The sequence below is a fragment of the Leucobacter sp. BZR 635 genome, from assembly GCF_048061935.2.
GTDB lineage: Bacteria > Actinomycetota > Actinomycetes > Actinomycetales > Microbacteriaceae > Leucobacter.
This window is the reverse complement of record NZ_JBLUNZ020000065.1, coordinates 40,683-62,884: the sequence shown is the minus strand read 5'-3', so window position 1 is coordinate 62,884 and position 22,202 is coordinate 40,683. Positions and strand designations below refer to the sequence as shown.

At 67.3% G+C, this 22,202-nt stretch carries 21 protein-coding genes; 17 read left to right on the top strand and 4 right to left on the bottom strand.

The window, feature by feature from the left end:
• The first annotated feature begins 10 nt into the window (after positions 1-10).
• Both ACI1US_RS12865 and ACI1US_RS12860 read left to right on the top strand, forming a co-directional pair.
• Positions 11-595: a 3'-5' exonuclease gene (locus tag ACI1US_RS12865; RefSeq protein WP_416550256.1), complete on the top strand. Its 585-nt coding sequence runs from the start codon at positions 11-13 to the stop codon at positions 593-595.
• Between the two features lie 40 nt (positions 596-635).
• Positions 636-2,000 (top strand): DNA recombination protein RmuC, encoded by a 1,365-nt coding sequence (locus ACI1US_RS12860; RefSeq protein ID WP_461640827.1) that lies wholly within the window; start codon positions 636-638, stop codon positions 1,998-2,000.
• A gap of 70 nt (positions 2,001-2,070) precedes the next feature.
• Here the strand turns inward: ACI1US_RS12860 and ACI1US_RS12855 are convergent, their stop codons facing one another.
• Both ACI1US_RS12855 and glpX read right to left on the bottom strand, forming a co-directional pair.
• Positions 2,071-2,529, bottom strand: a complete 459-nt coding sequence (locus ACI1US_RS12855; RefSeq protein WP_461640826.1) for a DUF3995 domain-containing protein — start codon at positions 2,527-2,529, stop codon at positions 2,071-2,073.
• Positions 2,530-2,555: 26 nt separating this feature from the next.
• Positions 2,556-3,539 carry a class II fructose-bisphosphatase gene (gene glpX, locus ACI1US_RS12850; protein ID WP_461640825.1) on the bottom strand — a complete coding sequence of 328 codons (984 nt, stop codon included), beginning with the start codon at positions 3,537-3,539 and terminating at the stop codon, positions 2,556-2,558.
• Between the two features lie 160 nt (positions 3,540-3,699).
• On the opposite strand from glpX, the gene fbaA reads away from it, so the two are divergent.
• The 4 genes from fbaA to ACI1US_RS12830 all read left to right on the top strand — a co-directional run bounded on the left by fbaA (position 3,700) and on the right by ACI1US_RS12830 (position 8,816).
• Positions 3,700-4,728 carry a class II fructose-bisphosphate aldolase gene (gene fbaA, locus ACI1US_RS12845; protein WP_461640824.1) on the top strand — a complete coding sequence of 343 codons (1,029 nt, stop codon included), beginning with the start codon at positions 3,700-3,702 and terminating at the stop codon, positions 4,726-4,728.
• Positions 4,728-5,732: a DUF6264 family protein gene (locus ACI1US_RS12840; RefSeq protein ID WP_461640823.1), complete on the top strand. Its 1,005-nt coding sequence runs from the start codon at positions 4,728-4,730 to the stop codon at positions 5,730-5,732. The genes fbaA and ACI1US_RS12840 overlap by 1 nt, the downstream gene beginning before the upstream one ends.
• 121 nt (positions 5,733-5,853) lie before the next feature.
• The gene (locus ACI1US_RS12835; protein ID WP_461640822.1) at positions 5,854-7,287 is read left to right on the top strand and encodes an MFS transporter; all 1,434 of its coding nucleotides are present in this window, start codon (positions 5,854-5,856) and stop codon (positions 7,285-7,287) included.
• On the top strand, positions 7,284-8,816 hold the full coding sequence (locus ACI1US_RS12830; RefSeq protein ID WP_461640821.1) for a pyridoxal phosphate-dependent decarboxylase family protein: 1,533 nt from the start codon (positions 7,284-7,286) through the stop codon (positions 8,814-8,816). Before ACI1US_RS12835 ends, ACI1US_RS12830 begins: the two co-directional genes overlap by 4 nt.
• Positions 8,817-9,059: 243 nt before the next feature.
• On the opposite strand, the gene ACI1US_RS12825 is transcribed toward ACI1US_RS12830, so the two are convergent.
• Positions 9,060-10,094: a 4-hydroxy-3-methylbut-2-enyl diphosphate reductase gene (locus tag ACI1US_RS12825; protein ID WP_416550259.1), complete on the bottom strand. Its 1,035-nt coding sequence runs from the start codon at positions 10,092-10,094 to the stop codon at positions 9,060-9,062.
• A gap of 170 nt (positions 10,095-10,264) precedes the next feature.
• On the opposite strand from ACI1US_RS12825, the gene xseA reads away from it, so the two are divergent.
• From xseA to ACI1US_RS12775, 10 genes are all read left to right on the top strand, one after another.
• Positions 10,265-11,491: an exodeoxyribonuclease VII large subunit gene (xseA, locus tag ACI1US_RS12820; RefSeq protein WP_416550258.1), complete on the top strand. Its 1,227-nt coding sequence runs from the start codon at positions 10,265-10,267 to the stop codon at positions 11,489-11,491.
• A 144-nt stretch (positions 11,492-11,635) separates the two neighbouring features.
• Positions 11,636-11,872, top strand: a complete 237-nt coding sequence (locus ACI1US_RS12815) for a DUF4160 domain-containing protein (protein WP_461640820.1) — start codon at positions 11,636-11,638, stop codon at positions 11,870-11,872.
• Entirely contained in the window at positions 11,853-12,131 is a 279-nt protein-coding gene (locus ACI1US_RS12810) for a DUF2442 domain-containing protein (RefSeq protein ID WP_461640819.1), read from the top strand. The genes ACI1US_RS12815 and ACI1US_RS12810 overlap by 20 nt, the downstream gene beginning before the upstream one ends.
• A gap of 24 nt (positions 12,132-12,155) precedes the next feature.
• A complete protein-coding gene (locus ACI1US_RS12805) occupies positions 12,156-12,422 on the top strand; it encodes an exodeoxyribonuclease VII small subunit (RefSeq protein WP_461640818.1) in 267 nt (88 codons plus the stop codon).
• A 2-nt stretch (positions 12,423-12,424) separates the two neighbouring features.
• Entirely contained in the window at positions 12,425-13,135 is a 711-nt protein-coding gene (locus ACI1US_RS12800; protein ID WP_461640817.1) for a DUF4245 family protein, read from the top strand.
• Complete coding sequence (locus tag ACI1US_RS12795) at positions 13,132-13,812, top strand: carbonic anhydrase (protein ID WP_461640816.1); 681 nt, start codon at positions 13,132-13,134, stop codon at positions 13,810-13,812. The genes ACI1US_RS12800 and ACI1US_RS12795 overlap by 4 nt, the downstream gene beginning before the upstream one ends.
• A 57-nt stretch (positions 13,813-13,869) precedes the next feature.
• Positions 13,870-15,273, top strand: a complete 1,404-nt coding sequence (locus tag ACI1US_RS12790; RefSeq protein WP_416550261.1) for a class II fumarate hydratase — start codon at positions 13,870-13,872, stop codon at positions 15,271-15,273.
• 354 nt (positions 15,274-15,627) lie between these two features.
• Positions 15,628-16,170 carry a tetratricopeptide repeat protein gene (locus ACI1US_RS12785; protein ID WP_461640815.1) on the top strand — a complete coding sequence of 181 codons (543 nt, stop codon included), beginning with the start codon at positions 15,628-15,630 and terminating at the stop codon, positions 16,168-16,170.
• A gap of 55 nt (positions 16,171-16,225) precedes the next feature.
• Positions 16,226-17,020 carry a trimeric intracellular cation channel family protein gene (locus tag ACI1US_RS12780; RefSeq protein WP_461640814.1) on the top strand — a complete coding sequence of 265 codons (795 nt, stop codon included), beginning with the start codon at positions 16,226-16,228 and terminating at the stop codon, positions 17,018-17,020.
• 286 nt (positions 17,021-17,306) lie between these two features.
• Positions 17,307-20,096 (top strand): purple acid phosphatase family protein, encoded by a 2,790-nt coding sequence (locus tag ACI1US_RS12775; protein ID WP_461640813.1) that lies wholly within the window; start codon positions 17,307-17,309, stop codon positions 20,094-20,096.
• A gap of 74 nt (positions 20,097-20,170) precedes the next feature.
• Here the strand turns inward: ACI1US_RS12775 and ACI1US_RS12770 are convergent, their stop codons facing one another.
• The gene (locus ACI1US_RS12770) at positions 20,171-21,469 is read right to left on the bottom strand and encodes an MFS transporter (RefSeq protein WP_461640812.1); all 1,299 of its coding nucleotides are present in this window, start codon (positions 21,467-21,469) and stop codon (positions 20,171-20,173) included.
• Positions 21,470-21,515: 46 nt separating this feature from the next.
• Here ACI1US_RS12770 and ACI1US_RS12765 point away from each other — a divergent pair, with 46 nt between their 5' ends.
• Entirely contained in the window at positions 21,516-22,199 is a 684-nt protein-coding gene (locus ACI1US_RS12765; protein ID WP_461640811.1) for a FadR/GntR family transcriptional regulator, read from the top strand.
• Positions 22,200-22,202 lie beyond the last annotated feature (3 nt).

Sequence of the window (22,202 nt, the reverse complement as noted above, 5' to 3'; positions counted from 1 at the left end):
GGATTGTTTGGTGCCAATTGACTTCACCGCGATCGACTTTGAGACCGCCAACGGACACCCCTCCTCGGCCTGCTCGGTCGGGCTGGCGCGGGTGCGCGACGGCGTGGTGGTGGATCGCGCGAACTGGCTCATCAAGCCACCCGTGAAGCACTCGCAGTTTCTGTCGCTGAATATCAGGATCCACGGCATCACCCCCGACATGGTGCGCAACGCTCCCACCTGGGGCGAGCAGTTCGAGGATCTGCTCGGGTTCATCGGAGACGACGTCGCGGTCGCTCACAACGCCTCCTTCGACATGGGAGTGATCCGGGCTGCCTGCGCCGAGGCGGTCGTGCCGACCCCGCGGCTGAAGTACCTGTGCAGCGTCCAGGTATCGCGGAAGACCTACGATCTCCCCTCGCACCGGCTCCCACTCTCGGCAGCAGCGGCCGGCTACGGAGAGTTCGCGCACCACGAGGCGCTCGCCGACGCGGAGGCCTGCGCCTCGATCATCATCGACTCCGCGAGGCGTCACGAGGCAGCAGATGTCGCCTCGCTCGTGAAGCTCACGGGGGTGCGCCTCAACCAGCTCAAGGCGATCCCGCTCAAGCTGTAGCGGGTCGGCGGACCGCCCGCTCGCGCGGGTACGCACCCCAATGTCAGTGGCGACTGCCACCATGGATCTCATGACCCTCCCAGTGCTCGCCCTCATCGCGCTCATCGTTGCCGCACTCGCCGCTGGCGCAGCCACCGGCGCCTTTCTGGCGAGCAGACAAAGCGGCCAGCTACGTGAGCAGAGCGCGCAACTGCGCGAGCAGCTCGCCGTCGCCGAGACCCGCGCGCAGGGGCTGAACGACCGGCTCCGCGACGCGCACGCGAACACCGAGCGCCGCATCGAGCTCGACCGCGAAGAGCAGCGGGTGCTGCAGCAACTCACGCCGCTGCGCGACACGCTCGGCAAGCTCGAGCGCACCGTCGTCGGCATTGAGCAGCAGCGCGCGGCACAGCACGGCCAGCTCACCGAGCAGTTACGGCACGCCGCCCGCGCCGAGGAGAAGCTGCGGGGCACGGCTGAGAGCCTCGCGTCTGCGCTGCGGTCGAACAATACGCGCGGGCTCTGGGGCGAAACGCAGCTGCGCCGCATCATCGAGGCGTCGGGGATGCTCGAACACGTCGACTTCGAGGTACAGCAGCACATCGCCACGCCCACGGGCGCGGTGCGGCCAGACATGGTTGTCAAGCTGCCTGGCGGTAAGTCCATCGCGATCGACGCGAAGGTACCGTTCGACGCGTACCTGGAGGCGCAGCACCTTGCAGCGCAGCCGACCGGTGACAGCGGCGCAGATCGGGCCGCACGCCAGGACGAGCTGCTCGCGAGGCACGCACGGGCGCTGCGCGACCACGTCATCGAGCTGAGCGGCCGCGACTACTCCGCGGCGCTCGGCGACTCCCCCGAGTTCGTGATCGCGTTTGTGCCGAGCGAATCGCTGCTGTCGGCCGCGCTCGATACCGACCCTGTGCTCCTCGAGTTCGCGTTCGAGCGCCGAGTTGCGCTTGCGTCGCCGGTGAGTCTCTGGGCGATCCTCAAGTCGGTCGCTTTCAGCTGGCGGCAAGACACGCTCACAAGCGAGGCGCGCACGCTCTTCGAGCTCGGGCGCGAGCTCCACAAGCGGCTCGGGGTGAGCGCCACCCACCTCGACAAGCTCGGACGCACGCTCTCCCGCAGCGTGCAGGGCTACAACTCCTACGTCGGCTCGCTCGAGCGCCAGGTGCTTCCGACGGCACGCAAGATCAGCGCGCTCAACGGCGATGCGCTCGAGGCCGCCCCCGTGCACCTCGAAGACGCGGTGCGACCGCTTACCGCCCCCGAGTTGGTGCCTGAGCTGGCCCCGGACGTGATGCCCGAGCAGGCACCACAACTGGCGCCCGAACCGACATCCAAGCAGGCCCCCGAGCTCGCGCCTGACCTGTGGTCCGCGACGGAGCTCGACTCAGACTCAGAGAAGCACTCGGCCAGCTAGATCTCGACTTGCCTCAGGTGAACGCTGTACGGCAGCCGCAATCGTTCACTTGGGGCGAATCGAGGCCGGATCAGCCGTCGGTCGAGCCAACGACTTTCTTGGGCTTCTTCTTCGCCCCGATGATCAGCGCAGTCCCCAGCACCCCGAAGAGCGGGCGGTAGTAGCGCCGGTCGAGGTCGCGGAACCGCGCCCCCGGCGCAGGCCGGCCCATGAGGTCGAGCGCGGCTTCGCCGCCGAACGCCGCGCGCGCGAGCATCGCCGCACCGGCGAGACGCCGAACGGCAACGATCGAACGCCCCTCGCCCAGCGCGCCAGCGGCAACCGCGCCTCCGGCAAGCGCCGTCCCGGCAACAACCCAGGTGGACTGGGCGTCGGGAACGCCCTTCGAACTCCCGACAACAGCCTCGCCGAGCCGCTTGGCGTTTCGCTCAGGCCACGGAGAGCCCGACGCCCAGATAGCGTGAAGGGCACCAGCGGCGGTCAACCCCGCCCACCCGATTACTCGTGCTGCGCTTCGAAGTCCACTCATACTGTTGCCCTTCAGCTAGTTGGGATTTACTCCCAGCGGTTCGGATCCATGTCGCTAATGATGTGGCGGATCGTGCCCGAGTGCGAGCGCATGACGATGCTCTCTGCACGCACGAACGGGCCGCGGCGCTCGACGCCCGACACGAAGTCAGCGTCGGTGATGCCTGTCGCCACGAAGTAGCAGTTGTCGCTTGCGACGAGGTCGTTCGCCTCGAGCACGCGGTCGAAGTCGTGACCGGCGCCGATTGCGCGCTGGCGCTCGTCGTCATCGGTCGACCAGAGACGGCCCTGGATCACACCACCGAGCGCCTTCACCGCACACGCGGTGATGATGCCCTCGGGGGTGCCACCGATGCCGACACAGAGGTCGATGCCGGAGTCCCAGCGCGCAGCGTTCACGCCGCCTGCGACGTCGCCGTCCATGATGAGTCGCGTGCCCGCGCCAGCCTCACGGATATCGGTGATGAGCTGGTCGTGGCGCGGGCGGTCGAGGACAGCGACGCGAATGTCCGAAACGTCGACGCCCTTCACCTTCGCGAGTGCGCGGATGTTCTCGCCGATGGGCTTCCGAATGTCGACAACGCCGACACCCTCGGGACCAGCAACGAGCTTGTCCATGTAGAAGACGGCGGAGGGATCGTACATGCTGCCGCGATCGGCAACAGCGATTACGGAGAGCGCACCCGGGCGGCCCTCTGCGGTGAGGCGGGTACCGTCGATCGGATCCACCGCGACGTCACAGTCAGCGCCAAGGCCGTTGCCGACGCGCTCACCGTTGTACAGCCAGGGCGCGTCGTCCTTCTCGCCCTCACCAATCACGACAGTGCCGTTCATGTTCACGGTAGCGAGGAAGCGTCGCATCGCGTCGACCGCAGCACCATCGGCTGCGTTCTTGTCTCCGCGGCCAATCCACGGAGTCGAGCGCATCGCTGCGGCTTCGGTCGCGCGGACAAGCTCCATCGCGAGGTTCCGGTCGGGCTGCCAGTCGTCGAGCGAAAGAGGATCAGTCATGTACATAAGACTACCGCGTAGACTGGTGGTCGCAGTGCGGCTTGGTGACGGTGATTCGTGACCCCGTGACCGCACCGCCAAGACTCACCGTGCGATGCCGCCCGCGAAGCGCGCAATCACCACAGACTCCAACACCCACTACAGACTCCAAGGAGCACATATGCCCGTCGCAACCCCGGAACAGTACGCAGCTATGCTCGACGCCGCCAAGGCAGGCGGCTACGCCTTCCCCGCGGTCAACGTGTCGAGCTCGCAGACGATCAACTCGGCCATCCAGGGCTTCGCTGAGGCGGGGTCTGATGGAATCATCCAGGTGAGCTTCGGCGGTGCAGATTATCTCGCCGGCCACACTGTGAAGAACCGTGCAGGCGGTGCGATCGCATTCGCGAAGTACGCCGAAGAGGTCGCGAAGGCGTACGACGTCACGGTTGCGCTGCACACCGACCACTGCCCGAAGCAGCACCTCGACAGCTTCGTGATGCCGCTGCTCGCCGCGAGCGAAGAGCGCGTGAAGGAGGGCGGCCAGCCCTACTTCCAGTCGCACATGTGGGACGGCTCGGCCGTGCCCCTCGCTGAGAACCTCGACATCGCGAAGGAGCTGCTGCCCCGCATGCACGCAGCAGGCATCGTCCTCGAGGTCGAAATCGGCATCGTCGGTGGCGAGGAAGACGGCATTAGCCACGAGATCAACGACAGCCTGTACTCGACGCTCGAAGACGGCATCGCAACGGTCGAGGCGCTCGGCCTCGGCGACCAGGGCCGCTACCTCACCGCACTCACCTTCGGCAACGTCCACGGCGTCTACAAGCCCGGTGGCGTGAAGCTGCGCCCGGAGCTGCTCGCCGAAATCCAAGACGGCCTGCAGGCAAAGTACGGCACCGGCAAGAACCCCCTCGACCTCGTGTTCCACGGTGGATCGGGATCCTCCGCTGAGGAGATCGCCGAGGCAGTTCGCAACGGCGTCATCAAGATGAACATCGACACCGATACGCAGTACGCATTCACGCGCCCCGTCGTTGACTACATGTTCAAGCACTACGACGAGATCCTGAAGATCGACGGCGAAGTTGGCAACAAGAAGGTCTACGACCCTCGCGCCTGGGGCAAGGTCGCTGAGAGCGGCATGGCCGCTCGCATTGCTCTCGCAGCCGAGCAGCTCGGCTCGGCAGGTAAGTCGGTGAGCGCATAGTGGCAGACACTCCCGGAGCAGAACAGAACGCGCCTGAGCAGAACAGCGCGTCCCCTGAGACTGCCCCAGCGCCCGCTGCACCAGCATCCGCGGTGCCCACCGCCGAGCAGCCCGCGGTAACGGACGCGGCACCGGCGGCGCCCGCAGCACCGGCAACGCCGGCACCGGCGGCACCGGCGGCAGCCCCCGCGCCGACGCCAGACACGCGCCCTCGCCCCGAATACGGCGAGTACGCGCCGGAGGGCTGGGAGTGGAAGCCAGAGCCCGACGCCACCGCTGTGAACGCGGGCCAGGCCGCGGCCTCTCAGCAGTCGGCCGCAGGCTCGGGCGGCGGATCGGGCCGCGCGGGTTCGTCGAACACCATGCAGGGTGTCCCGCACAACCTCGGCTCGAGCATCCCGCGCCCCGCGCGCAGGGCCGCGGCGAAGCGATCCAACACGCAGACCGCTGCCGGTGAGCCGTATCGCTCCGCATCCGCCGGTCAGCCAGCAGCGCCCAGCCAGCCGCAGGGCCAGCCACAGGGCCAACAGCCGCAGTTCCAGAACCAGCAGTTCCAGGCCCCGGCCGGTGGCGTTGGAGGATACCAGAAGCCCGCGAACATGGGCGACAGGGTCATCACGATCCTGCTGCTCGTCTTCGGCGGCTTCGGCGCGCTGCAGTCTGCGTTCGCGCTTATGGGCATGACCACGATGTTCCGGGTGCTCGAGGATGCCCCCGGCGTCACCGAGCTCACCCCGCCAGCCTGGATGGACCTCACCGGCAAGATCGCCGGCATGGCGCTGCTCGTGCTCTACGGGCTCGTGCTTGTGTACTCGATCCGCAGGCTCCGCGCGCGAAAGCTCACCTTCTGGGCCCCGCTCGCGGCGGGCATGTTCGCCACCGTCGTGGTGCTGACGATTGTCGGTGCCGCAATGGTCCAGACGCCCGAGCTCATGGAGATCATTGCCGACCCGCAGGCCTCAACAGAGCTCATCGAATACCTGCAGGGGTTCCCCTCGAACTAGCGGAACCCACACCGCACTCGCGCCACTCGGATCTTCGGACCGGGTGGCGCGGCTGCGTTTCCGGGAAGAACTCCGATCCCCGCGCGGCACGGCGAGGCCCGCCGTCGGCTACGCTGAGCCTATGAGTTCACCGTCGAGTTCTGAGTCTCCTGGCGTTTCCGCCATGCCCGCAAGCGGCGGCCCGCCTGCCGCGGCACGACTACCGGCGAGAACCGTCGCCCGCTACGCCGCGGGATCCCTCGCGACCGGTGGATTCGCCACGCTTCCCGGCCTCGTGCTCGTCTACTACCTCACAGATTCCCTCGGAGTCACCGCCCTGGCCGCGGGCCTCATCGTCACCCTCGCGAAGGTCTGGGACGTCGTCATCGACCCGATCATCGGCGGGCTCAGCGACCGCGCACTCGCACGCTCAGGCTCTCGGCGCGGGCCCATGTTCATCGGCGCGGTCGGGCTCCCGATCGCGTTCGTGCTCATGTTCTCCGTGCCTCCCGGGCTCTCCCCGGCCGTCTCAGCAACCTGGGTGCTCGTCGCCTTCATCGCGGCGGCGACATTCTTCAGCATGTTCCAAATCCCGTACATCTCGCTCCCCTCAGAACTCACCGACGGCTACAAGGAGCGCACGCGGCTACTCACCTGGCGCGTCGTGGTGCTCACGATCGCGATCCTCCTGTTCGGCGCGGGCGGCCCCGAGATCCGCGACCTGTTCCCGAACAACCAGCTGCTCGGTTACCTCCTCATGGCGATCGCGGCAGCGGCGATCCTCGGCGTGAGCCTCTGGATCGCCTCGACCGTCGCTCCGACCGGCGTGCCGACCATCGCGGCCAACGGCGGCACACGCGCGTTCTCCCTCACGCACTACCGCGAGGGGCTGAGCGCACTGCGCGACAGCCAGCCGTTCCGCGCGCTACTCGCGACGTTCATGCTGCAGGGGCTCGCGACGGGCCTCATGCTCGCCGGGGCTCAGTATGTCGCCACGTGGGTGCTGCATTCGCAGGGAGCGGTCACGATCCTCTTCGCCTCGCTCATCGCCCCCGCGCTGCTGTTCGCCCCCGTATGGCGGTGGATCGCTGACCGTCTGGGCAAGGTGCGCACGTTCCGCATCGCGAGCACGCTCTTCCTCATCGCCACTGTCGCCCTCATCGGGATGCTGCTTTGGCCTGGGATGTGGATCCTCGTGCCCGTCGGCATCGCCGGAGCCGCCTACGCGGGCATGCAGACAATGCCGATGGCGATGCTCCCGGACGTCATGAGCCACGACGCGTCGCGCTCCGGCGGCGGCGAGGCACGCGCCGGGGTCTTCGGCGGCGTCTGGACCGCGGGCGAAACCGCCGGCATGGCGCTCGGCTCCACGACCCTCGCACTCGTGCTCGCCGCGACCGGCTATGTCGAGTCGGTCGCTTCGGTCACGGTCACGCAGCCGGCAACCGCCGTCTCGGGGATCGCGCTCGCTTTCAGCCTCTTCCCCGCGCTGCTCATGCTTGCGAGCCTCGCGACGCTCCGCGGGTACAAGCTCTCAGAGCGCGACGTCGAGGCCGCGGCCGGAGGCCGGGCATGAGCGCCGGCGTGGGCAGCGGGCCAAGCTCTTCCGAGATCCTCGCGGAGCTCGCTGCGCTCCGCGAGCTCGACGCACCCACGCACGGCGGGCGGGTGCTCTCCTACGTCTACGATTCGGGCCTCGCCGAGCTCGACGAACTCGCGCGCGACGCGGCCGAAGCCACCCGGCCGCTCAACGCCCTCGACCCGACGACGTTCCCGTCGGTCGCCACGATGGAGCGGGACGTCTTGGAGTTCATGCGCAAGGCGCTGGGCGGTGGGCCTCGCTTCGGTGCCGGCCCCGTCGTGGGGAGCGTCACGAGCGGCGGCACCGAGAGCTGCCTGCTCGCCGTGAAAACCGCGCGGGATCTCTGGCGCGCAGACAACCCGGAGCTCGCCGAGAAGCTCGCGCGTGCGGGTCGCCGGCCGCGACTCGTCACGGCTGCGACCGCGCACGCTGCGTTCCAGAAGGCTGCCCGGCTCTTTGATCTCGCGTGGGATCCGGTGCCCTGCCAACCCGACGGCGCTGTCCGAGCGGCAGACTTTGACGGCAAGCTCGGGGCAGACGTCGTCCTCGTGGTGGTGTCGGCCCCGGCTTACCCGTCGGGCGCGATCGATCCCGTGGTTGCGGTCGCGCAGAGCGCCAAGGAGTTCGGTATTTCGTGCCACGTCGACGCCTGCTTTGGCGGCCTCGTGCTGCCGTGGTGGCCAGGCACTGACGAGTGGGATTTCCGGGTGCCAGGGGTGACGAGCATCTCGGCGGATCTCCACAAATTCGGCTACGCCCCGAAGGGCGCCTCGGTGCTGCTGCACCGAGGCCGCAGGCGGCACCGCGCCCAGTTCTTTGCGACAACGAGTTGGCCCGGGTATCCGGTCGTGAACCCGACGTTGCTCGGTTCGAAGCCGGCGTCGCCGCTCGCCGCGGCCTGGGCGATCATGAAGCGGCTTGGCTCGGATGGCTACGCGCAGCTCACCGCGTCGTGCGTGCGCTCCGCCGACGTCATCATGCGCGAGGCCGCGCAGGTCCGGGGGCTCAACGTGTGGGGCGCACCGACCGGGCCATCTGTTGCCGTCGTCACCGACACAGGCCTGCCTGAGTCTGAGCAGGTCGATCCGCACCACCTCGCGGATAAGCTTGCGACGCTGGGCTTCCGGATCCAACACCAGCCCGGTTTCACGCAGCCGAACGGTGTGCGGCTGCCGCACACCGCGCACCTCACCATTACGCCCGTCACCGAGCGGACGCTTCCTGAGCTCGCCGCGGCGCTGCACGCCGCGGCCGACGCCGTGCGCGGGAAGCCGCGGGCGAACCCGCGCCTCGAGTACGGCGCGCTGCAGACGCTCGGCTACGCGCCGAAGCGGGAGGGCGGATCTTTTCGGGTGCCATCACCCGATATGGCGTGGCGAATCCTGAAGATCGCGGGGGCCGGGGGCAAGGGATCCTCACTGCCCGGCAAACTCGCGCCGCTCATGGCGCTCGCCGAGCGCTTGCCCGCTCCGGTCGCCGAGGCGCTGCTCACCGAGCTGCTGGCCCGGGTGAGCGAGCCGTAGGGAGCTCCGTCGCCTCCCCACTGCCCCGAGTTTTCTATACCGACTCTTGCACAGCCCGAACTTAGCTCACCTAGGAAAAGTAGGGTCGGACTGGATGCGGGTGCGGCGGCCCCATCCATTCCGACCCGAATGATCTATTCAGCTCGGAATCCGACCCAAATAAGGGTCGGATTAGATTAATCGGGGTCGTGGGGATCGAGCGAGCGCTCTCATCCCTCAGCCCTCAGCGGCTGTGCCCAGCGCCTACGCCCTGACGCGACCGCCGAGGGCGCGCGCGTCGCGATTACCCGCCGCGTCCTTGCGGAGCTCCTTCGGCAGCGAGAACACGAGATCCTCTTCCGCGGTGACCACGGCGCGAACGTCCTCGTACCCGGCCTCGCCGAGATCGTCGAGCAGCTCCTGCACGAGCACCTCGGGCACCGAGGCACCGCTCGAGATACCGATCGTCTTCACGCCCTCGAGCCACTCCTGCTTCACCTCTTCGGCGAAGTCAACGAGGTACGCGGCCTTCGCGCCGTACTCAAGCGCGACCTCAACGAGGCGCACCGAGTTCGATGAGTTCGTGGAACCCACGACGAGCACGAGGTCAGCCTCGGGTGCGATCTTCTTGATCGCGACCTGGCGGTTCTGCGTCGCGTAGCAAATGTCGTCAGACGGCGGGTCCTGCAGGTTCGGGAAGCGCTCGCGGAGCCGGCGCACCGTCTCCATCGTCTCGTCGACCGACAGGGTGGTCTGCGAGAGCCAGACCAGGCGATCCGGATCCTTCACCACGAGGTCGTCAACATCGTCGGGCGAGTTCACGATCGTGATGAGCTCCGGGGCCTGGCCGGCGGTGCCCTCGACCTCTTCGTGACCGGTGTGGCCGATGAGCAGAATCTCCATGTCCTGCTTCGCGAAGCGCACGGCCTCGCGGTGCACCTTCGTCACGAGCGGGCAGGTCGCGTCGATCGCGTGGAGGTGGCGATCCGCCGCTTCCTGCACGACCGCGGGCGATACGCCGTGCGCCGAGAAGACGACGTTGGCGCCCTCGGGCACCTCCTCGACCTCCTCAACGAAGATCGCGCCCATCTTCTCGAGCGTCTGCACGACGTGCACGTTGTGCACGATCTGCTTGCGCACATACACGGGAGCGCCGTAGCGCTCGAGCGCCTTCTCGACGGCGACGACCGCGCGATCCACCCCGGCGCAGTAGCCGCGGGGCGCGGCGAGGAGCACTCGCTTGTCGCCTTCGACGGGCAGGTTCTTCAGCCTGCCGCCCAGGCGGCGCATACGCGGCATCGCCAGGCTCACAACCGGTGCACCAATGGTGCGCTGATTCACTACCGAAGCCTGCTGAGTCATACCCCCCAGTGTACGCCGCAAACTCTGAGCAATCAGTCTGAGCGCTGTGAGCGCGGGGTTGCCGCGCCGCGCCCGCACTGCCGGGCCGCCAGACTAGGCTCGAACACATGGCAACAGACGCACCCGCAACCCGTGACGCCCCGTGGCCGGTCGCCCTCATGAGCGAGAAGGTCGCCGGCTGGATCGACAAGCTCGGCCAGGTCTGGGTCGAGGGCGAGGTTACGCAGTGGCAGGTGCGCGGCGGCCACGTCTACGGCAAGCTCCGCGACCTCTCACAGGATGCAACCGTGAGCTTCACAGTTTGGCGCTCGGTCGCGCAGCGCCTCACGGCCGAGTTCAAGCAGGGCGACCGCGTCATTGCGCTCGTGAAGCCGAACTTCTGGGTGAAGGGTGGCTCGCTCACGATGCAGGTCTTCGACCTGTCGCACGTGGGTCTCGGGGAGCTGCTCGAGCGGCTTGAGCGGCTGCGCCGCCAGCTCCAGTCCGAGGGACTGTTCGCGGAGGATCGAAAGCAGGCGCTCCCCTTCCTCCCCAGCAAGATCGGGCTCGTGACGGGCCGCGATTCCGACGCCGAGAAAGACGTCGTGCGCAACGCGACCCTGCGATGGCCGGGCGTGCAGTTCAAGATCCACTACGCGGCGGTGCAGGGCGACCGCGCCGCGAGCGAGGTGACCGCAGGGATTCGCGCGCTCGACGCGGATCCCGACGTCGACGTCATCATCGTCGCGCGCGGCGGCGGCGACTTCCAGAACCTGCTGCCGTTCTCGGACGAGGCGGTCGTGCGGGCCGCGGCCGAGGCACGGACGCCGATCGTGAGCGCGATCGGGCACGAGGCGGATCGCCCGCTGCTCGACGAGGTCGCGGATCTTCGCGCGTCCACCCCGACCGACGCGGCGAAGCGCGTCGTCCCCGACGTCGGCGAAGAACTCGCTGGCATCGACCAGGCGCGCAGCCGCATGTCGAGCCGGGTGACACAGCTCTTCGCATACGAGGCGGACCGCATCTCCCAGCTGCGGCAGCGCCCCGTGCTCGCGAACCCCGACCGCTTGATCGATGAGCGCGCCGACGAGCTCGTGCGCTGGGTGGCTCGCGGTGCCGAGCTCGCGGATCGCGCGATTGTGGATCGGGCGAGCTCCCTCGCCGAAACCCGCGCCCACCTCAGGGCGCTTTCCCCGAAGGCAACCCTCGAGCGCGGCTACGCGATTGTGCAGCTCCCTGGCGGAGCGGTGCTGCGTGACCCGGCCGACGCCCCCTCCGGCACCTCGCTGCGCGTCAGCGTTGTCGGCGGCCGCATCGGCGCGACGTCGACGGGCACGGGCCTCGACGAGCTTTAGCTTCTAGCCGGGCCAGCGGCAACCTATTTGTTGGTTTGCCCACAGCCAGCATTCATGCTGAAAAGACGAGTCATTTCTCTATAGTTTGCGTCTCAGCAAAGTGCAGCAGCTCAGCCGCGAGTAGCTTGGCGGCGGAGGTGAGCTTTGCCAACGATCTTGAGGCTGCGGGCCTACCGATTTTTCTTCTACAGCAACGAACGATTTGAGCCGGCTCATGTACACGTTGAGCACGGAAAATTCCCCGCAAAGTTCTGGTTATCCCCAGTAGAGTTGGCTCGAAACAACGGGTTCCGTGCTCACGAAATCAACCTTTTAGCCGAGCTGGTCACGATTCATGAAGCAACCTTTCAGGAGGCGTGGGATGACTATTTCAGCACCTAGCCATATGGCGACGCAGGTGCGCATCACGAAGAGCGAAGTCTGCGTTGATCTTCGCGACGGGCGCACCATCTCTCTTCCGTTCGCAGAGGTGGAATCCCTTGCGGGGGCGAGCCAGCAGGAACGCGAGAACTGGCGGATCGTGGGTGGCGGCGAAGGCGTGCACTGGCCAGACCTCGACGAGGATCTTTCAGTTGCCGGAATGCTCATGAGCGGCCGCATCGGCGCGACCTCGACGGGCACGGGCCTCGGCGAGCTTTGAGGCGGAGCGGCTAGACTGGCAGGCATGACTGCCCCGATCGAAGCAGACCTCGCTGAGCTGAGCTATGAGCAAGCCCGCGACGAGCTCATTCAGGTGGTGAGCCGCCTCGAGCAGGGCGGTGCCACGCTCGAGGAATCGCTCCAGCTGTGGGAGCGCGGTGAGGCCCTCGCGACCCGCTGCGAAGAGTGGCTCATCGGGGCACGCAAACGACTCGAAGACGCGCGCCAGGGCGGCGCCGCCTCCGGGGGCAATGCCTCCGCAACCCAGCCCGAGAATGGCGAAGAGTTCTAACTATGGCGAAGCAGAAACGTCCGAATATCGTCGCCGAGCTTGGCCGCCCTGAGACCGCGGCAGAGACCGCGGCGCGGAAGGCCGAAGGCACGCGACTGTACAAGTCGCGCAAGACCGTCAACAACCTGGTCTTCTCGCTGCTCGTCACCGTCGGACTCGTCTTTGTGATCTACCTCATGGTGCCCCGCGCCCCCGGTGACTACGCAGACCGCTCAGTCGATGTCGCACAGGCAGCTGAGACCGCTGGGGCCGACTACTCACTCGCGGTACCCGACGTTCCCGACACGTGGAAGGCCAAGCAGGCCTCACTCACTATCGACGGCGGCGTGACGTACTGGCAGATCCACTACACCACCGAAAACCAGGCGTACGCGTCGGTCGTACAGGCGTACACCGCAGACGGCGAGCCTGTCCCCGCGAAGTGGATCGCGAACAAGCTTGAGGATCAGGATCCCACGGGCACCGACCAGCTCGGCGGCATCGACTGGAAGGTCTACGACCACCAGGACCGCAAGGCTGATGAGGTGCTCCTTCGATTCGGGCTCGAAGGAGTCGTCGGAACCAACTCGGTACTCGTGTACGGCACCGACGATGAGGCCACGATCCGCGTCCTCGCAACGCAGGTGGCCGACTCGCTCGCAAACTTCCAAGCAGTTGACCCAGCCGAGAGCGCTGCCGCGGGACCTGCCGAAGGCAGCGAGGGCACCGAGTGAGCGAAGACACCCAGCGCGTCACACCGCAGCAAGCATGGGACACCCTCATCGCCGGCAACGAACGCTTCGTCACCGGCGGCTCGGCGCACCCCAACCAGAACGTTGAACGCCGCAGCGAGCTCGTCAACCAGCAGACGCCCGACGTCGCACTGTTCGGCTGCTCTGACTCACGACTCGCGGCAGAGATCATCTTCGACTGCGGCCTCGGCGACCTCTTTATCGCCCGCAACATGGGCCACGTCGTCGCGGAGTCCATCACCGCTTCGATGGAGTACGCGGTCACTGAGCTCGGCGCTTCCCTCATCGTGGTGCTCGCGCACGACTCATGTGGCGCGGTCGCCGCGGCCATCGACCAGTCGGGGCGGGAGCCCTCCGACACGACGGTCTCGGTGAAGAACACGCTCGCGCCGATCCAGCCCTCCGTGCAGCAGCTGTGGCTCCAGGGCCGCACTGACACCCCGTACGTGGATCCGTCCAAGGTTGACGCGAACGCCGTCGGCCGGCTGCACCTCGGTGCGACCGTCAACGAGCTGCTGCGCACCTCGCGCGCGATCAGCGACGCGGTTGACGCCGGCCGCCTCGCGGTCGTCGGCTGCCAGTACCGCCTCACCGAGGGTCGCGCCGTACCGTACACGGTCGTGGGTCCGGTCGACCTCGAACTTGCTCCCCTGAGTTAGCTTCAACTTCGCACTAGCTTCATCCCTCAAAGATCCATCCAGAAACAAAGGATTATTGTGACTGAAATCGAGTACCGCATCGAGCACGACACCATGGGCGAGGTGCGCGTTCCGAAGACCGCTCTCTACGCGGCGCAGACCCAGCGCGCCGTCGAGAACTTCCCTATCTCGGGCACAGGCCTCGAGGCGACGCAGATCGTTGCGCTCGCTCGCATCAAGCGCGCAGCGGCAATGGCGAACGCTGAGCTCGGCATCCTCGATGCAGACATTGCCAAGGCGATCGTCGCGGCGGCAGACGAGATCATCGGTGGCGCACACCACGACCAGTTCCCCGTCGACACGTACCAGACCGGTTCGGGCACCTCGTCGAACATGAACATGAACGAGGTCCTCTCGGCGCTCGCGACGAAGCACCTCGGCGCACCCGTGCACCCGAACGACCACGTGAACGCTTCGCAGTCGTCGAACGACGTCTTCCCGACCTCCGTACACGTTGCGGTGACCGGTGCGCTCATCGAGCAGCTCAAGCCCTCGCTCGCGCACCTTGCGGAGGCCCTCGAGGAGAAGGCTGAACTGTGGAAGAGCGCAGTGAAGCCAGGCCGCACCCACCTCATGGACGCGACCCCCGTGACCCTCGGCCAGGAGTTCGGCGGCTACGCCGCGCAGATCCGCTACGGCATCGAGCGCATCGACTCGGCACTCCCCCGCGTCGCTGAGGTTCCGCAGGGCGGCACCGCGGTCGGCACCGGCATCAACACCCCGCTCGGCTTCCCCGAGAAGGTCATCGCCGAGATCGCAGCTTCGAGCGGCCTGCCCATCACCGAGGCACGCAACCACTTCGAGGCGCAGGCGAACCGCGACGGCCTCGTCGAGGCTTCGGGCGCGCTGCGCACCATCGCCGTCTCGCTCACGAAGATCGCTGAAGACGTCCGCTGGATGGGTTCGGGCCCGAACACCGGCATCGGTGAGCTCCACATTCCCGATCTGCAGCCCGGCTCGTCGATCATGCCCGGCAAGGTCAACCCGGTCGTTCCCGAGGCAACCCTCATGGTCTGCGCTCGCGTGATCGGCAACGACGCGACGATCGCCTGGGGCGGCGCACGCGGCAACTTCGAGCTCAACGTGATGATCCCCGTCATGGGCACCGCCCTGCTCGAGTCGATCCGCCTGCTCTCGAACGTCTCGCGCGTCTTCGCAGACAAGACGATCGCTGGCCTCGAGGCAAACATCGACCGCATGGCGACGCTCGCGGGCATGAGCCCGTCGACCGTCACCCCGCTGAACCGCCTCATCGGTTACGAGGCTGCGGCGAAGATTGCCAAGCACTCGGTTGCTGAGGGCATCACCGTGCGTGAGGCAGTTGTGGATCTCGGCTACGTCGAGCGCGGCGAGGTCACCGAGGCCGACCTCGACAAGGCACTGGATCTGCTCTCGATGACCCACCCGGGCGTCGCGAAGTAGTTTCTCTTTCCGGAAGGGGGTGGTGGGGCTTCGGCCCCACCACCCCCTTCGGCGTCCCCGCCCCTTCCCTTCCCTTCCCTTCCCTTCCCTTCCCTTCCCTTCCCTTCCCTTCCCTTCCCTGCCCCGGCCCCTGCCCCTGCCCCTGCCAGGCCGCCCTTCCCCCTTGCCTACCTCCCCGACGCTCACAAGACATCCCTTCAGCGAGGTCATGCCTGTTCCGTGGCCGATCAAGCATGACCTCGCTGAAAGCATGTCTTTTCAGCACCCGGGTCGGGGCGCGGGCAGGGGCAGGACAGGCAGGGCTCGGGCGGGCAGGGGCCGCGGCGTTGGGCACGCGCTCGGTACAGTAGTCGCATGGAGACGCCGAGAAGCGACGAAGCTGTGGAACACACCTGGCAGGCGCGGGTGGACGCCGTCTGGGCTGATGCAGACGCCAGCGAGGCCGATGTACTCGACCGCATGACACAGCTCGTGGATGAGCTTCCGGAGAGCGATCCGCGTGGCCCCTTCGAGCTTGGTGGTGCGAACGATTCGGCGGGAAACGAGGCCGAGGCTGCTGCCCTCTACGAGCGCGCCATCGCGCTCGGCCTTTCTGGCGAGCCTCGGGCCGCACTCGATATTCAGTACGCCTCCACGCTTCGCAATCTTGGACGCATTGACGAGGCAATCTCGGTATTGGAGAAGACAGAGCGTTGCGCTGAGCTGGGTGCCGCGCCCGACGCGTTCCTCGCCCTCGCACTGCATTCGGCGGGCCGGGAGAGCGACGCACTGGCCACCGCAATTGAGGCGCTCGTCCCGTTCCTTCCGAAGTACCATCGGTCACTCACGGGGTATGCCGGGGAGCTCAGGAGCGGGGCGGATCGCACGCGCCAGCGCGCCACCGACTCAGACGCATGACCTGAGCGGGCCCAGCCGAACCCGAGCGACGCTCGGTATACGGGAGAATAGTCGTGTGCTCGACGAAACATTCTCGCTGCCCCTGTGGGCGGAACTCACCGCAGTCGCCGTCGGAAGTCTCCAGGGGGCGCTGTTCGCCGCCGGGTTCAAGCGGCTTGACCTGCTCGGCGTCGCGATCCTCGGCATCGCTTCGGGCATCGGCGGCGGTTTCCTCCGCGACATTCTGCTGAGCACCACCCCGGCAGCGTTCTCGATCAACTGGTATCTCATCACCGCGACGCTCGCGGCCTTCGTCGGCATGCTCGTGCCCCGGCTCTTTCGCAAGGTCGACCCCGTGGTGTCGCTCCTCGACGCGGTGAGCATCGGCATGTTTGGGGCGATCGGCGCGACGAAGGCGCTCTCGCTCGGGCTCCCGGTCGTTCCGGCGCTCTTCATCGGCACGGTCTCGGCCGTCGGCGGCGGTGTGGTGCGCGACCTTATTCTCAATATTCCTATCGCGCTCATGCACGTCGGGTCGTTCTACGCGGTCGCCTCGATGGGCGGGATCGTCGTGCTGCTCGGGCTGCTCGCGTTCGATGTGCCCGTACTCATTGCGGGGATCGCCTGCGTCGTCGTGACGACGCTGCTCAGGCTCCTGGCGGTGCGCTTCGGGTGGAGCCTCCCGGAGCAGCGCGCGCTCAGCCGTGTGCAACTGCGCCGCCAACGCCAGGTCGAGGCGGTCATCGACGAGGCTTTGCAGACCGGCGTGATCGTCCTCCCCGATCTGGGTGAGTACGACGAGGACGACGATGAGGATCTCGACAGCCCCGACGAGAGTCAGCGCCGCAGCGACGGCTTCCCCACCGGCTGACACCGCAGGGCGGTGGCTGTGCAGCACCACAGGGCGGTGGCGGTACAGCACCACAGAACGGCTGCTGTGCAGCACCGCCGTGCCGTGCACTCTCTCACACTTGGGCCGCGGTTCACCCAAACGCGCCGAGCCGACACCGACTGGCCATCTGTGGTCATCTGAAGACACCTCCCGGGGACACCCCCGTAACCCGAGGGAGGCCCTCGCGCAACCCGTATCCGATGAGATGGTGTGAGCCGCCAACAGCGGCTCAGCACCAGACGCATTCGACTCTCAAAGGAACGAAATGACGAACCCAGCCCGCGTTACGCGGCTGCGGCGCGGTTCTACCGCCCTCGCACTTGCTGCCCTCGTCGGAAGCGGATTGGCCCTTCCCACGGCCAGCCCAGCAACCGCCACCACGATCGACATCCCTGCGCCTCCCACACCCGCGGCAGCGCCCGCCGAGGCCCCAGCTGTTCCCACGGATTCGCTCCTCGTGACCGGCTCCAAGTGGAAGTACCTCGACACGAACGTCGACCCAGCAGCGGGCGCGGCCGACCGAAATGTTTGGACCACCCCTGCTTTCGATGACTCCGCTTGGAAGGCGGAACCAACGGGCTTCGGCGTGAAACGAGACAAGCTGGCCGCTGTCGGACCGTACACACCGGTAACGAAGCTCGCCCACCACATCGACGGCGATTCCACGAACGTCGTCCCGACCTACTTCTTCCGCACCACGGTGGATCTCGCCGAGGGCGTCGCCGCCGAGGTGACCGGAGTCGAGGCATCGGCCATTCACGACGACGCCATTCGCGTGTATGTCAACGGCACAAAGGTCGCCGGGTTCTTCGACGAGCGCGTTGACGATTCACTCCCCACAAACCTGCAGTATGCGGGCGCGGGCAAGAGCGACCCGGTGGTGAGCGACTTCAAGATCGATCCCGCGCTGCTCCAGGACGGCGAGAACACGATCGCCGTCGCGCTCTACCAGGATCGCAATAACTCTTCCGACGCCTACTTCGATATGACGAAGCTGCAGCTCACCGGGAAGAGCGGCACGGACGAGCCCGGCCAGGTTATCGCTGCTCCTACTCGCGTGATCCTCACCCCGACTGAGACCCCGTCGGTGTCGCAGTCGTTCTCCTGGCTCGCGGGCGACGAATCGCATGAGAGCGGCCACGTGGAGATCGGTCTCGCTGCGGGCGGAGAGACTCGCGTGCTCGACGCGAAGTCCGTAGGCCAGGTCAACGGCAACACGAAGCAGCACTTCTCGGCGACGGTCGGCGAGCTCGCCCCGGGTACGACGTATCGGTACCGGGTCGGCATGCCCGAGAACTGGAGTGAGTGGTTCGAATTCACCACCGAGACGCCGGGAGCCACCGACTTCCAGTTCGTCTACTACGGCGACGCCCAGATCGGCCTCGACACCACCTGGCCGTCGGTCGTGAAGCAGGCAGAGGAGCGCGCTCCGCGTTCGATTGGCTCCGTGCACGCGGGCGATCTCATCGACACCTCGAGCAACGACACTCAGTGGCTGAACTGGTTCAAGGGCATGGAGCGTTCGGCAACGAGCACGAACGTCATGGCCGCTCCCGGCAACCACGAGTACTACGGCGACAACCTGCTCGCCTCGTGGAAGGCGCACTTCGAGTACCCGCTCAACCAGCCCGCGACCGAGACGATCGGCGAACTGGCGCAGCTCGCTCAGGGCGACACCGAGGTGGCGAAGCAGTACGCCGCATACTTCGAGCACTGGGCTGAGTTCGCGGCAGAGACCGTCTACTACACCGATTACCAGGGCGTGCGCTTCATCACCCTGAACGCGACCCGCGACGCGGGCTTCCTGAAGCCTACGAACCTCCCGGCTTGCTCGGGCGATGCATGCCCGAGCGCCAAGGTTTCAGAGCTCTGGACTGAGTATCAGGCAGCCTGGCTCGACTACGTGCTGAAGAACAGCCCGTCAAAGTGGAACGTCGTCACGTTCCACCAGCCGGTCTACTCGACGTCGGCTGGCCGCAACGAGGCCGTGCTGCGCAAGCACTGGGTGCCCGTCTTCGAGGAGAACAACATCGACCTCGTGCTCATGGGCCACGATCACACCTACGGCCGCGGCTACAACAACGCTGACACGACCGATACGGTCGGCCAGACCGTCGGCCCCGTGTACGCGGTGTCGAACTCGGGCGCGAAGCACTACAACCTCGAATCCGAGGAGAAGAACGTCTGGACAAATAACGGCGCGACCCAGGTGTTGCGCGGCGAGCGCGTCACGACGTACCAGGTCATCGATGTGACGGAGGATCAGCTTGTATACCGCTCCTACGTCGCCGAGACGCGCGACGGCGCAAAGAGCTTCAAGCTTGCCGACGCGAGCGGGGAGCGCCCCGTCTACGCCGCGCAGCCGGTGCCGAACGTCGGTGAGCTGTACGACGAGTTCACGGTCACGAAGTATGCGTCGGGCGAGAAGTGGGTCACCGAGTCGGGTGTCTCAGCACCCGCTGGCCCCGCGATCGAGCTCGGAGCCACCGCGGTGAAGCAGGGTGACAAGGTCGAGGTCACGGGCAGCGGTTTCGCAGCGGGCTCCAAGCTGAAGATCGAGCTGCATTCGGATCCCGTCTCGCTTGGCGAGGTCGAGGTGGGGGCGGATCGCGCCTTCGCAACGACCGTGACGATCCCTGCGGATACCGTGCCGGGTGAGGATCACTCCCTCGTAGTCGTGCTGCCGAATGGGAAGACGCTGTCCACCCCGATCAGCGTGGCGACGGCTGACGCAGAGATACCCGGTGACGGTGACGGCAAGCCGGGCGAAGACGGCAAGCCCGGCGAGGACGGTAAGCCCGGAGTAGACGGCAAGCCCGGCGAAGACGGCAAGCCCGGCGAGAACGGCAAGCCCGGCGAAGACGGGAAGCCCACTCCCGTGGGAACCGGAGGCGGCCAGAAGGGCGATCCAATCGCCGCGACCGGTGGGTCGACGTTCCTCCCGCTCGGCATCGGTGCTGCGGCCCTGCTCTTCGCGGGCTTCGCGACGCTGCTCTGGCGTCGCCGCGCGACGGCAACCGCGACGGTGGCTGACGCGAACAGCGACAACAGCTAACATCGCACACTGCATGAGCGGGTGCGCGGCCCTTTGCCGCGCACCCGCTCATTGCATTCCCCCACCGGCATCAGTTATTCGGCGGACGCACCGCCCGGCTGCACGGGCACCGTGCCAGTCTCCCCGACAACGGTGCGCCGGGGGCCCACCACGCGCGTGAGCAGCAGCCCCACGGTGACCTGAGCAAGCGCGCCCGCCATCAGCAGCACGAGCACGAGCGTCCACCCTCCGGTGAGCTGCCGCAGGGCCCCAGCCCCGAGCGGGCCGAGCGTCGCGACCGTGTAGCCGATCGATTGCACGGCGGTCGACACCCGCGCGGACTCTGCCGCGTCGCGCCCCAGGCCTGCGATGAGGGCGAGCGCGAGTGGAAAGGCGCACATGCCGAGGCCGAGGAAGACGGCCCAGACTTCCGGCAGCGCGACCGGGGCGAACAAAAACCCGAGCATGCCGGTGAGGCTCGCGGCCCCAACGATGATGAAGCCCGCGCGCATCCGTTTGGGCCCGCGCGTCAAGGGGACGATCACCGCCGTCGCTGGAACGCCGACGGCCATCGCGATGCCGAGCAGCAGGCCCGCGCGCTCAGCTGAGAGGCCGGCGTCGGTGGCGATGCTCGGAAGCCAGCCCATGAGCACGTAGCTCAGCAGGGCCTGGATCGCGAAGAACCCGGCGAGCAGCCAGGTTCCCGCGGGGTAGGGTTCGCGGCGCATCGCGGACCCACCATCATCCTCGGCTCCATCAGAGACGGCAGCAGCGACATGGCCAGCATCAACGGCCATCAGCGCGGGCTTCTGCAGCGGCATCCAGACCAGCCAGGCGGCGAGCCCGATGAGCGCGGGGATCGCCCAGGCAGCAAGCCCGAGGGTTGGGCTCCCGAGCGCGACCGCGACGGGCACTGCGGCGGCGGCGGCCGTTGCAGCGCCCAGCGACATCGCCGTCGTGTAGATGGTCGTCACCGTGCCGATGTTGCGGCCAAAGTGCGCGCGCACGACGGCGGGCAGCAGGATATTGACGACAGCGAGCCCGCCAGTTGCGACGACGGTGCCGAGCACCACGATCCACGGGTCGGGGAACACGCGAACGAGGAGCCCAACGGTGAGCAGCGCCATGCCGATCGCGACCGTGCGCTCAACCCCGAGACGGGAAGCGACGCGCGCGGTACTCACGCCAGCGAGCGCGAATATTGCGGTCGGGATCGCGGGGATGATCACGACGGTGAGCGAGTTGAGCGCGCCAGCGTCGGTGAGCATGGTGAGGAGCGATGCGGCGCTCGTGATCGCGAGTCGCAGGTTCAGGGCGACGAGGATCAGGGCGAGGATCATGAGGGCGGGCCGCCGCAGCGGCGGGCTCTGGGGGGAACGGGAGAACATATTCATCCAAACATCAAACGTCTAACCTTTGGGCCGTACTATCATTGCACACATGAGCCTTGATCCGGTACGCCAGTCTTCCCTCAGCGATCAGGTCGTCGAGCGATTGCGCACAGAAATCGTCGAGGGCCGCTGGAAGGTGGGCGACCGCATTCCGGCAGAGCCCGAACTCATCGCGAGCCTCGGTGTCGCCCGCGGCACCCTGCGCGAGGCGCTTCGCGCGCTCCAGTACAGCGGCATGCTCGACATCCGGCGCGGCGACGGCACCTTCGTGAGTGCTCGCAGCGAGGTTCCGGGAGCGCTCGCCCGCTCCGGGGGCTCGATCGCCGACGTGCTCGAGGCGCGCGCAGCGATCGAACCGCAGCTCGCGCGGCTCGCCGCCGAGCGCGCCGACGACTCAGACATCGCCCGGATCGAGGCTGCACTCGAGCACCGAGCAACGGTTCCCGCCGAGCGCTGGGCGGCCGCAGACTCCGCCGTGCACGAGGAGATCGCGCGGGCAGCCCACAACCCAATCCTGTTCGAGGTCTACACGGCACTGCTGCCGCGGCTGCAGGATTCGGTGCATGACGCCATCACCCGCGACGGCTTCCGCCGCGACGACCCCCGTGGGCACGAGGAGGTACTCGAGGCGATCCGCCGCCGGGACCCCGCCGCCGCTGGCGCGAGCGCCGCCGCGAACCTCGCGGCGACCGAGCACTGGGATCACGCCGAGCGGGCCGGCACCATCTCGTAGCAC

Excerpts from the sequence above, each read along its gene's own strand:
- ACI1US_RS12860 (WP_461640827.1), top strand. The coding sequence starts at position 636 with ATGTCAGTGGCGACTGCCACCATGGATCTCATGACCCTCCCAGTGCTC.
- ACI1US_RS12855 (WP_461640826.1), bottom strand. The coding sequence starts at position 2,529 with ATGAGTGGACTTCGAAGCGCAGCACGAGTAATCGGGTGGGCGGGGTTG.
- glpX (WP_461640825.1), bottom strand. The coding sequence starts at position 3,539 with ATGACTGATCCTCTTTCGCTCGACGACTGGCAGCCCGACCGGAACCTC.
- fbaA (WP_461640824.1), top strand. The coding sequence starts at position 3,700 with ATGCCCGTCGCAACCCCGGAACAGTACGCAGCTATGCTCGACGCCGCC.
- ACI1US_RS12835 (WP_461640822.1), top strand. The coding sequence starts at position 5,854 with ATGAGTTCACCGTCGAGTTCTGAGTCTCCTGGCGTTTCCGCCATGCCC.
- ACI1US_RS12830 (WP_461640821.1), top strand. The coding sequence starts at position 7,284 with ATGAGCGCCGGCGTGGGCAGCGGGCCAAGCTCTTCCGAGATCCTCGCG.
- ACI1US_RS12825 (WP_416550259.1), bottom strand. The coding sequence starts at position 10,094 with ATGCCGCGTATGCGCCGCCTGGGCGGCAGGCTGAAGAACCTGCCCGTC.
- xseA (WP_416550258.1), top strand. The coding sequence starts at position 10,265 with ATGGCAACAGACGCACCCGCAACCCGTGACGCCCCGTGGCCGGTCGCC.
- ACI1US_RS12810 (WP_461640819.1), top strand. The coding sequence starts at position 11,853 with ATGACTATTTCAGCACCTAGCCATATGGCGACGCAGGTGCGCATCACG.
- ACI1US_RS12805 (WP_461640818.1), top strand. The coding sequence starts at position 12,156 with ATGACTGCCCCGATCGAAGCAGACCTCGCTGAGCTGAGCTATGAGCAA.
- ACI1US_RS12800 (WP_461640817.1), top strand. The coding sequence starts at position 12,425 with ATGGCGAAGCAGAAACGTCCGAATATCGTCGCCGAGCTTGGCCGCCCT.
- ACI1US_RS12785 (WP_461640815.1), top strand. The coding sequence starts at position 15,628 with ATGGAGACGCCGAGAAGCGACGAAGCTGTGGAACACACCTGGCAGGCG.
- ACI1US_RS12775 (WP_461640813.1), top strand. The coding sequence starts at position 17,307 with ATGACGAACCCAGCCCGCGTTACGCGGCTGCGGCGCGGTTCTACCGCC.
- ACI1US_RS12770 (WP_461640812.1), bottom strand. The coding sequence starts at position 21,469 with ATGAATATGTTCTCCCGTTCCCCCCAGAGCCCGCCGCTGCGGCGGCCC.
- ACI1US_RS12765 (WP_461640811.1), top strand. The coding sequence starts at position 21,516 with ATGAGCCTTGATCCGGTACGCCAGTCTTCCCTCAGCGATCAGGTCGTC.